The 7,933-nt window shown below is 52.9% G+C and carries 7 protein-coding genes; 2 read left to right on the top strand and 5 right to left on the bottom strand.

Translation table 11 applies throughout. From position 1 onward, the window contains the following. Window positions 1–150: 150 nt before the first annotated feature. The 5 genes from ACSZPU_RS21050 to rfaD form a co-directional block, all read right to left on the bottom strand. Window positions 151–1,332, bottom strand: coding sequence for an O-antigen ligase family protein (locus ACSZPU_RS21050; protein ID WP_499002830.1), 1,182 nt, complete (start codon window positions 1,330–1,332; stop codon window positions 151–153). Next, window positions 1,310–2,218 carry a WaaZ-like lipopolysaccharide core biosynthesis protein gene (locus ACSZPU_RS21045; RefSeq protein WP_499002828.1) on the bottom strand — a complete coding sequence of 303 codons (909 nt, stop codon included), beginning with the start codon at window positions 2,216–2,218 and terminating at the stop codon, window positions 1,310–1,312. The genes ACSZPU_RS21050 and ACSZPU_RS21045 overlap by 23 nt, the downstream gene beginning before the upstream one ends. After that, window positions 2,218–3,186, bottom strand: coding sequence for a lipopolysaccharide heptosyltransferase RfaC (gene rfaC, locus ACSZPU_RS21040; RefSeq protein WP_499002827.1), 969 nt, complete (start codon window positions 3,184–3,186; stop codon window positions 2,218–2,220). The genes ACSZPU_RS21045 and rfaC overlap by 1 nt, the downstream gene beginning before the upstream one ends. A gap of 3 nt (window positions 3,187–3,189) precedes the next feature. Further along, complete coding sequence (gene rfaF, locus ACSZPU_RS21035) at window positions 3,190–4,236, bottom strand: ADP-heptose--LPS heptosyltransferase RfaF (RefSeq protein ID WP_499002825.1); 1,047 nt, start codon at window positions 4,234–4,236, stop codon at window positions 3,190–3,192. 107 nt (window positions 4,237–4,343) lie between these two features. Beyond that, a complete protein-coding gene (gene rfaD, locus ACSZPU_RS21030; RefSeq protein ID WP_499002823.1) occupies window positions 4,344–5,285 on the bottom strand; it encodes an ADP-glyceromanno-heptose 6-epimerase in 942 nt (313 codons plus the stop codon). A 216-nt stretch (window positions 5,286–5,501) separates the two neighbouring features. On the opposite strand from rfaD, the gene kbl reads away from it, so the two are divergent. Next, on the top strand, window positions 5,502–6,698 hold the full coding sequence (gene kbl / locus ACSZPU_RS21025; protein WP_499002821.1) for a glycine C-acetyltransferase: 1,197 nt from the start codon (window positions 5,502–5,504) through the stop codon (window positions 6,696–6,698). 9 nt (window positions 6,699–6,707) lie between these two features. Then, the gene (tdh, locus tag ACSZPU_RS21020) at window positions 6,708–7,733 is read left to right on the top strand and encodes an L-threonine 3-dehydrogenase (protein WP_499002819.1); all 1,026 of its coding nucleotides are present in this window, start codon (window positions 6,708–6,710) and stop codon (window positions 7,731–7,733) included. The last annotated feature ends 200 nt before the right edge of the window (window positions 7,734–7,933 follow it).

The following is a 7,933-nucleotide window of genomic DNA, read 5'->3' as shown; positions in this document are numbered from 1 at the left end:
GCGGGCATCGTGAAAAGTCTATGTCAAAGAAAGGGTTATGTTCTCATAATTGACGATTAAATCGCACCTTCCTTAGATGAGATTTGCCGCCCATTATCACATGCGGTCTCCTCGTAAAACATAAAGGCCCATATTCTGGGCCTTTATTGTTTAGAAGGTATAAAACAGGTTTTTCGGTTTGCTGTGGCTGATGATAACCGCTAACGGTAGCCAGAATAATATCCAGGACTCTCTGGGATTACTGATAATAAACATCCCCTGAGACGACATAAATATCAGCGCAAAGATGAACAGCGCGGCTTCGTGACGCTTGTCTTTGACATATTTACCCATCGCGAAGACCAGGCCACAACAGATAATTATCACTAAGGTGAAGAGACCCAGAACTCCACCTTTCAGCAAGGTTCCGAGGTAGACGCTGTGGGTCGTGGTAATGTGCTCGCCGCTGTAGTTAATAAAATCGAGATCGAAAGTAAAGCCACGGCCAAGCCACCAGTGGGAGGTCATTTCCTGTAGCGTATGTTGCCAGATACTTAAACGCAGCCCACTCTGTGTGCGGAGCGCCTCAAAGCGTCCCACGAGCAGATCGCCCGCCGAGGTAAAGAAGAAGATTGCCGCGAAGACGATAATCAGCCCTGCGCCGATAGCCAGATTGCGCCGTGTCAGTAATTTGAGATGCAATGTGAACAGGAAGGCGATAAACAGCGAAATAATCGGCCCACGGCTTTGTGTAAGCAGCATCATAAACAGCAGGATGACGATCGGGATCCAGTAAAACGGTTGCTTCTGCTCCTTCATAAGGATGCAGGAGAGCAGTATACCCACGCCGCAATAGCCCGCTAAATCAATCACATTCGTCGGACCAGGGTTACTGAGAGAGACCTGACGCAGTGTCAGCACCAGCGAGTAGTCGGTTATGAGAGTGTACACAGACAGAACGGTAATCCCTGCGACCACGCTTAAGAGCGCAATGTGCCGACTCCGGGGGTTTTCCAGCAGGGTACCCAGAATAAGGACATAGAAAAACAGATAAGTGCCATGGGTTAATGTGGAACTGAAACGCGGCGGTTTACTTCCCCAGAAATTGCTCAGCGAGAAATAAAGAACAAAAACAACGATCGCAACAAATGTCAGCCCTTTACCACGACAGCTTTGTGCCAGCATGCTCAGGTTATGGCGGCTTAATAATGACAGAACAAATAATGCCAACGTGATGTGAAAAAGGTTGTTAGCGCGTGTTGAAATACAAAAAATGGCACTAAAAAAAAGAAATAAATAAAAGAAAACCGGATAAGCGGTGTTGGACTGCTTAGCGATTGTTGAAGTAATCATCAAAAGATACCTTAGTAAAAACTGCATCAGGTACTGCGCTGTCTAAAGAAAAATTCACGACCGTGCTCTTATTCTCTTTGATTATGCGTGCTGCATGGGCGAAAGACGGCATAACAAGGTTGTCGACTTTTGTTTCCAGGTAGGACGGTAACTTATTTTCTGCTGTCTCATAAAAACGCGGCTGGTGGAAGTTGTTCATATCCAGGCCACTAATGAGAATCGTGTTAAACCCCATAAAATTCAGAATCTGCAATGCCCAGTACACGACGGTACCCGCATCAAAAATCCCCTGGCGGATGTCGGTACTAAAACAGATATCGTTGCGCCCATCGCAAAACTGCATTGGCGCACTGGTGTTATAGGCTTCCCATTTCCGGTCTTGCTGAACTTTTGGCTGATAGATTTTATAGCAGGCGTCTTCAATCAGGGCTAAACGGCATTTGAGCTCGGCCGGATAGCGATCCAGAATTTTGGCGATACCGTGCATGGTGGTAAACAACAAAATACGGCTGTCAGCAATAATGGTGCGAATAATATCGCTGCGTTTGTCGAAAAACTCCATATCTACAATGGTATAGAGTGAGAATTTTACATCCAGCGACAGTGAATAGGCACCGTTAACCCCCATCACCGGGACATCAGCAGGCAGCTTTTTGAAATCAATACGTCGCGTCGACGGGCCGGTGGCCGTCAATAAGACTTCCCCTTTTGCGCTGTCTTTCAGCTCGCTGAGTGACACCAGAGGAACGGGTAACCCTATGTAATTCAGTGCGCAAATCTCACCACTGGCGGCTCGCTGGATTTTTGTCCACGGCCAGAGATTCTCGTTATGGCGGAAACTGCGCGGGCGCGTATAACGGTAGATTTGCTTAAAGAGTGATCCCATTACACCCCTGCCTGACTTTGAAGATGTGCATAAACGCGAGCGGCAGAAATATCGTCCGTGCGGTTTCCTGCTTCCGGGCGCAGGCTGTGCTGATTTTTACCGTAGCCGCCGATTAACCCTGGGTCCGTTGGCCCATAGAGCGTCACATTGGGGCGATCCAGCGCTGCCGTCAGATGACTCAGACCGGTGTCGACGGAAACCACGAATCTCGCCCCCGCCAGCACTTGAGCAACATTTTCCAGGCTCATACGCGGCAGGACGTCAACAAAATCATAGCCTTCGGCAAGACGTTTTGCTCGCGCCTCTTCATGCGGCGCCCCCCACGGCAGCTTGATTCGCATGCCGCTGCCAGCCAGCAGGCCAATCAGCTCGCGCCAGTGGCTTTCAGGCCAGTGCTTATCATCACGCGTTGTTGCATGTAAAAAGACGGCATAAGGGGTTTTCAGGCTGCTGCTGTTGGGAAAATGGCGGGCAATGGCGTAGTCACCCTGCGTTTTCGGCTTAGCGTAGCCAAGGCTTTTGGCGAACAGTTCACGCGTACGTTCTACCGCATGCTGCTGCTTTTCAATGTGGTGGCGGTGATTGTAAAACAGGCTCGCCAGCGGTTCGCGCGCGGTTTGCCAGTCCATCCCGTGCTTAATGCCATGGGCCAGTCGCGTCACCAGCGCGGCGCTTTTTACCAGCCCCTGGGCGTCGATGATGGCGTCATAGTATTCGGCCTGCACGGCGTGGCGAAACGCGCGGCGCTCTGCTTTCACGGGGGCGGAAAACCACGCTTTACGCCAGCGGCGGATCGCCACAGGAATAACCCTGTCGACCGCGTCATGCCATGAGGGGATTTGCGCAAAGTTTTCTTCCACCACCCAGTCAAAGCGAATGCCGGGAATGGCCTGTACCGCGTCGGTCAACCCAGGCAGGGTATGCAATACGTCACCCATCGAAGAGGTTTTAACGATAAGGACCCGCATTCGTTATCCTTCTTCGTTCAGCTGCAGGGTGTTCAGCTCGCTCAATACCTGCTGTGGGGTAATGTCGATCAGGCTCTGGTGATAGCCTTCTGCTGCATCACCTTTGCGTACTTTGTGGTAGCCGGTAATCAGGCGAATCACGCGCGCTTTGTGCGACAGCGGCGGGGTGAAATCCGGGCTGCTGGGGCCATAAAGGGCGACCAGCGGGCGATTGAGCGCCGCGGCAACATGCATCAGGCCCGAGTCATTGCTGACGACAGCCTTACAGGAGGCGAGCAAAATGACGGCCTGTTCCAGCTGGGTTTCCCCGGCCAGATTACGGCACCAGGCCTGCTGCTCAACGCTCAGCGTGGCGAGGATTTGGTTGCCTGCTTCGTGATCTTTCGCCGAACCAAACAGCACAATCTGGAAGCCTTCATCGATCAGCTGTTTTGCCAGCTCAGCGTAGTGGTAGTGCGGCCAGCGCTTGGCGGGACCAAATTCTGCACCGGGGCAAAAACCGATCAATGGACGTTCTGCGGAGAGGGAAAAGGCGGCACAGGTCTGGGTTTTTTCGCCCTCGGATACCTGTAACTGTGGCCACAGCAGGGGTTGCGGCAAATCTTTTGCCGATGTCATCACACCTTTGTCGTACGCCAGCGCGACGTAGCGCTCGACCATGAGCGGCCAGGCCTGCTTATCGAGCACGCGAACATCGTTCAGTAAGCCGTAGCGCATTTCACCGCGCCAGCCGGTGCGATGAGGCACGTTGGCAAAGAACGGCACCAGCGCCGACTTAAAGGAGTTTGGCAGGACGTATGCCCGGTCATAGCGTTTTTCCCGCAGGCTGTGACCCAATTTGCGGCGCTCGCCAAGCTCCAGCGCCCCGTGGCCCAGCGGCATCGGGATCGCTTCATTCACTTCCGGCATGCGCGACAACAGCGGACGGCACCACGCAGGTGCCATCACGTCAATTGAAGCCTGGGGAAAGCGCACCTTGAGCGTGCGATAGAGACTTTGCGACATCATCATGTCGCCCACCCATGACGGGCCAATCACCAGTATTTTCATTCACTTTATCCTTCAAGCTGTCTCTGCGTTGGCTGCCTTCATTCACCCCAGTCACATAGTTATCCTATGCTCCTGGGAATTCACTCAGTTGCCGCCTTGATACCGCTTTAATGATTTTGTGAATTCTGGTTTAGCCAGGCCATATATTCCGTTACGCCTTCGGCAACGGTCTTGAATGGCTTATCGTAGCCGGCTGCACGCAGGTTGGTCAGATCCGCCTGGGTGAATGCCTGGTAGCGGCCTTTCAGTTTTTCCGGGAACGGAATGTACTCGAGGCTGCCTTTTTTGTGGTACGCCAGCGCGGCATCTGCCACGGCCTGGAAGGACTCCGCACGGCCGGTGCCGAGGTTGAAAATGCCGGAGACGCCGTTTTCCCAGAACCACAGGTTTACCGCCGCCACATCACCCACATAGACGAAATCGCGTTTAAAGTTGTCGCTGCCTTCGAACAGTTTCGGGCTTTCGCCATTATTCAACTGGGTGTTGAGGTGGAATGCCACGCTTGCCATGCTGCCTTTGTGGCCTTCACGCGGCCCGTAGACGTTGAAATAGCGGAAACCGACAACCGGAGAGTTCGCTTCCGGCAGGATCTGACGCACATATTCATCGAACAGGAATTTAGAGTAACCGTAGACGTTCAGCGGTTTCTCGTATTCGCGGGATTCGATGAAGTCAGATGTGCGGCCACCGTAGGTTGCAGCGGAAGAGGCGTACAGGAACGGAATTTCGCGCTCCAGGCAGTAGTGCAATACCTCTTTGGAGTACTGATAGTTATTATCCATCATGTACTTACCGTCCCAATCGGTGGTGGAAGAGCATGCGCCTTCGTGGAAAATAGCCTCGATTTCGCCGAATTCTTCACCTGCCATAACCTGGATAAGGAAGTCTTCTTTGTCCATGTAGTCGGCAATATCCAGATCCACCAGGTTCGCAAACTTGGTGCCGTCTTTCAGATTGTCCACCACCAGAATGTCGGTGATGCCTTTATCATTCAGGGCTTTAACGATGTTGCTGCCGATAAAACCCGCGCCGCCGGTAACGATAATCATAACTATGACCTTTGAATTATGGAGCTCCGAGACTATCTCAGACACTAATAATTCTTATCATACCATCTCATCGCCCACCCGACAGCCATTCACGGACAGGCCATAATCTTACACGTGATTTATGCTGCAAAATGTTCAACAGGTGATGCGTCATCTCGTATCAACGTATAGCTTTGGGTAATATGTGCCGAAATTTGCCCAGTCTGGAGAATTGCAATGCGTGGGGATTTTTATCAGCAGTTAACGAGCGACCTCGAGACCGCACGTGCGGAAGGGTTGTTTAAAGAAGAACGCATTATCACATCAGCCCAGCAGGCTGATATCACCGTGGCGAATGGAAGCCACGTCATTAACTTCTGTGCTAATAACTATCTGGGCCTGGCCAACCATCCTGATCTGATTAACGCTGCGAAAGCGGGAATGGACAGCCACGGTTTCGGCATGGCCTCTGTGCGCTTTATTTGCGGTACACAGGACAGCCACAAGCAGCTTGAAAAGAAACTCGCTGACTTCCTCGGCATGGAAGAGGCCATTCTGTACTCCTCCTGTTTTGATGCCAACGGTGGCCTGTTTGAGACCCTGTTGGGCGCAGAAGACGCCATTATTTCCGATGCCCTGAACCACGCCTCCATCATCGACGGCGTGCGCCTGTGTAAAGCGAAGCGTTTCCGCTATGCCAACAACGACATGGCTGAGTTAGAAGCGCGTCTGAAAGAGGCGCGTGAAGGCGGTGCTCGCCATGTGCTGATTGCCACCGACGGCGTGTTCTCAATGGACGGTGTGATCGCCAATTTGAAAGGCGTGTGCGACCTGGCAGACAAATACGATGCGCTGGTGATGGTCGATGATTCTCACGCGGTGGGGTTTGTCGGTGACAATGGTCGTGGTTCGCACGAATACTGCGACGTCATGGGCCGTGTGGACATCATCACCGGTACGCTGGGTAAAGCGCTGGGCGGCGCGTCCGGCGGCTATACGGCGGCGCGCAAAGAGGTGGTCGAGTGGCTGCGTCAGCGTTCACGTCCGTATCTGTTCTCCAACTCGCTGGCCCCGGCGATTGTCGCTGCCTCCATCAAGGTGCTGGAGATGGTGGAGTCAGGCGCTGAGCTGCGCGATCGCCTGTGGTCTAACGCCCGTCTGTTCCGCGAGAAAATGAGTGCAGCAGGCTTTACCCTGGCGGGTGCCGATCACGCCATTATCCCGGTGATGCTGGGCGATGCGGTAGTGGCACAGAACTTTGCCCGTGAGCTGCAAAAAGAGGGGATTTACGTGACGGGCTTCTTCTTCCCGGTGGTGCCGAAAGGCCAGGCGCGTATTCGTACTCAAATGTCGGCGGCACATACGCCAGAACAAATTGAATGTGCGGTGGCTGCCTTTATCCGCATCGGTAAACAACTGGGCGTCATCGCCTGAGGACGTAAGATGAAAGCGCTATCTAAGTTGAAAGCGGAAGAAGGCATCTGGATGAACGATGTTCCGGCTCCGGAAGTCGGACATAACGACCTGCTGATTAAAATCCGCAAAACCGCGATTTGCGGTACCGATGTGCATATCTATAACTGGGATGAGTGGTCGCAAAAAACGATTCCTGTCCCGATGGTCGTCGGGCACGAATACGTGGGTGAAGTGGTCGGTATCGGCCAGGAAGTGAAAGGCTTTAAAATCGGCGACCGCGTCTCCGGTGAAGGCCACATTACCTGCGGCCACTGCCGTAACTGCCGCGCTGGCCGTACGCACCTGTGCCGCAACACCGTGGGCGTGGGTGTCAACCGTCCAGGCTGCTTCGCCGAGTTCCTGGTGATTCCGGCGTTTAACGCCTTCAAAATCCCGGACAATATTTCCGACGATCTGGCCTCTATTTTCGACCCGTTCGGTAATGCGGTGCACACCGCGCTCTCCTTTGACCTGGTCGGGGAAGACGTGCTGGTTTCCGGCGCAGGCCCGATCGGCATTATGGCGGCGGCGGTAGCAAAACACGTTGGCGCACGCCATGTGGTTATCACTGATGTGAATGAATACCGTCTGGATCTGGCGCGTAAAATGGGTGTCACCCGCGCGGTCAACGTGGCGAAAGAGAGCCTGTCCGATGTGATGGCGGAACTGGGGATGACCGAAGGCTTTGACGTTGGTCTGGAAATGTCTGGCGCACCGCCCGCGTTCCGCACCATGCTCGATACCATGAACCACGGCGGTCGTATTGCGATGCTGGGTATTCCGTCGTCGGATATGGCTATCGACTGGAATAAAGTGATCTTCAAAGGTCTATTTATTAAAGGTATCTATGGCCGCGAAATGTTTGAAACCTGGTACAAAATGGCGGCATTAATCCAGTCCGGGCTGGATTTGTCCCCTATAATCACCCATCGTTTCGGCATTGATGACTTCCAGAAAGGATTTGATGCCATGCGCTCAGGCCAGTCCGGTAAGGTAATCCTTAGCTGGAACTGAAAATAAAGACGCCTTCGGGCGTCTTTCTATTATCCCCCTCACATTCCCACTCTTAAATCGCACAAAAAGCACAATTTCCGTAACGTTGTTCTACATTAGAACGTAAAGTCCGTTGACGATCTGTTTAAGGAAGGTGCGATTTAATCGGTGGGGTTCAGTGGAGTCCTTAGCTGTATTAGCCTTACCTTAGCTGAGCTGTA

This window comes from Phytobacter sp. V69, from assembly GCF_965644215.1.
In the GTDB taxonomy this organism is placed as follows: Bacteria; Pseudomonadota; Gammaproteobacteria; order Enterobacterales; family Enterobacteriaceae; genus Phytobacter.
Note: the sequence above shows the minus strand (reverse complement) of the source record. Positions and strands in the feature narration are given on the sequence as shown.